We start from the raw sequence: 2,099 nt of genomic DNA on the forward strand, positions 1-2,099 counted from the left end.
GTGTTACTGCGGCGGGAGGGGCTCGTCGCAGCGGGGCAGCAGGAACGCGAACACATCGGTGTGCGCGACGGTGTGCGCGACCGGATGCCGATCGGCGCCCGAGTCGGGTGCGTCGGCGGGCGGTGTGGCGGTGATGGTGGTGCCGGTGACGGGCACGGCGATGATGTGCTGGAGGTAGAGCAGATCGGCGGCCTGCGCGGCGGCCACCACCACACCGGCCGGATCGATCAGCACACCGCAGCGGCTGTGACGGCAGCGCGCGAGCACGACCAGTAACCCGCCTGCCGCTATCCGCTCCACCGCGAGCGCGGCGATCTGTTCGGCGGCGGCCATCGGGTCGGGGTGATCAGCCAGCAAACTCACCAGAACCAGATCCACCGGCCCATCGGAGTCGGTGCCCGGGTCGGGTTCGGGATCGTGGTGGGCGGTACGGCCCAAGGCCGACACGCTCGCGCACGCCGCCGCCGTGTCCGCCGCTATCGCGTGCAGGCCACCACGAGCCGCCGGTGTGGGCCAGCCGATCAACAACACCCGTCCGCCCGGCGCGGTGAACTCGCCCACCGCGCGGGACACGATCGGGGCGGGCCAGCGGTCACCGGGATCGAGCGGGTCGGTCCCGGCTGCCCACAGGGTCGAGGGCACCACCGGGTCCGAGGCGCGGGCGGCGGTGGTGGTCCGGGACGGACGCTGACGAGATTTCGCGGTCATGGGAGTCGCTCCTGACGGTGAGAGAAAACTGTCTCTACATAACTAATCCCGCCGAAAACGCCATTTTTGGACACCCCTGCTCGAAATTTGTTCGCGCGAGTTTTCAGCGGCTCCGGATCAGATCGTGGGAACCGCCGCCCACGAAAACGCGCAGCGTTGTCGCGGCCGATCGCGATGAATATTTTTTTACCGATATCCGAATAGTTGCCACTGCTGATATCGACCACCACCGAAACGCCCCCAAAACACCTCCGCCCACACACAACCCCCGGTAGACGCCGTTACGCGCTGGCTGTAGCCGGTCTGCTGCGATTGTGTGCCCGGGGTTCGCCTGCTCGTGTGGGGGTGTCGTGGGGGTGCTCCGAATGTGGCGCGGGGGTGTTTTGGGGATGTTCTCGGGGTGTTTTGGGGGTGGGCGTCCGGTGTCCTTGTCGGGTCGGAATCTTCCGCGTTTTCCATCTAGCAGGGAGCACAAGGTGACGGAATCGAAGTACAGGAATACTTCACCGGAATGGGGGGTGGTGTCCTCGCCTTTGGTGGTGGCGGCCTCACCATTCGAATCAATCGCCGCGTACCGGTTGCCCACCGACCCGCGACCGGTACCGCAACCGCAGGCACGCCCCGTCGAGTCGTGGCAGGAGTTACGCGCGCTGTTGCGTGATCCGGCGCTGCCGACCGCTGCGGTCGACGCGATCTGGGTGTGGCTGATCGAGCGGTCCCGCGCCTACGGCGAGGACGCGACGTTGGTGTGCGTGACCTTGGCGATGCCGATGCTCGCGGGCACGGCCGGTCTGTTTGCCGCGCCCGCCAGCCCGCGCCGCCACGACATCGAGTCCGAGGTCTTGGCCGGATTCCTCGCCCACCTCAAAGGGGTCCGGCTGAATCCGCCCGGGGTGTGGCATCGGCTGCGGTGGGCCAGCTACCGCGCCGCGATGAGCGCCGCCCGCCAACTGGACTCGACCACGGAGTCGGTCGCCGACCACGACACCGACCTGTTCGCCGAGGACGGGCGGGTGATGACGACCGCGCCGGGTCACCCCGAGACCGTTCTCGCCCTCGCCGTCACCGACGGGGTCATCACCGCCGAGGCCGCCGAGCTGATCGTCCTCACCCGGTGGGAGCACCGCTCGCTGAACACCGTGGCCGACGCCCGCGGCGAGTCGCACTGGGCGCTGCGCAAACGACGCCAACGCGCCGAAGCGCGACTCGTGGCGTGGCTGGCCGAACGCGCCCACGACGTCGCAGACGCCAGCACCACCGAGACCCGCGTTCTGAACGCGCTGCCCAGCAACAACCATCGCCCTGCCATCGAACCCGCCGAACCGATGCCACGAGGACGGCGGCGGGCAGCCCGCCGCACACCGCCGCCCCAACCGAGCCAGGCCCGACAC

The 2,099-nt window shown here is 68.8% G+C and carries 3 protein-coding genes; 1 reads left to right on the top strand and 2 read right to left on the bottom strand.

The annotated features are described in order from the left end of the window. Positions 1-3: 3 nt before the first annotated feature. Together HOV91_RS38930 and HOV91_RS38935 are read right to left on the bottom strand one after the other, a co-directional pair. Positions 4-708 (bottom strand): hypothetical protein, encoded by a 705-nt coding sequence (locus HOV91_RS38930; protein WP_174190165.1) that lies wholly within the window; start codon positions 706-708, stop codon positions 4-6. Further along, positions 705-938 carry a hypothetical protein gene (locus HOV91_RS38935; RefSeq protein ID WP_174190166.1) on the bottom strand — a complete coding sequence of 78 codons (234 nt, stop codon included), beginning with the start codon at positions 936-938 and terminating at the stop codon, positions 705-707. Before HOV91_RS38935 ends, HOV91_RS38930 begins: the two co-directional genes overlap by 4 nt. A gap of 246 nt (positions 939-1,184) precedes the next feature. On the opposite strand from HOV91_RS38935, the gene HOV91_RS38940 reads away from it, so the two are divergent. Continuing rightward, positions 1,185-2,099, top strand: a 915-nt coding sequence (locus HOV91_RS38940; RefSeq protein WP_217441610.1) for a hypothetical protein, incomplete at its 3' end; no start/stop codon positions are given.

The sequence above is a fragment of the Nocardia barduliensis genome (assembly GCF_013315795.1).
In the GTDB taxonomy this organism is placed as follows: Bacteria; Actinomycetota; Actinomycetes; order Mycobacteriales; family Mycobacteriaceae; genus Nocardia; species Nocardia barduliensis.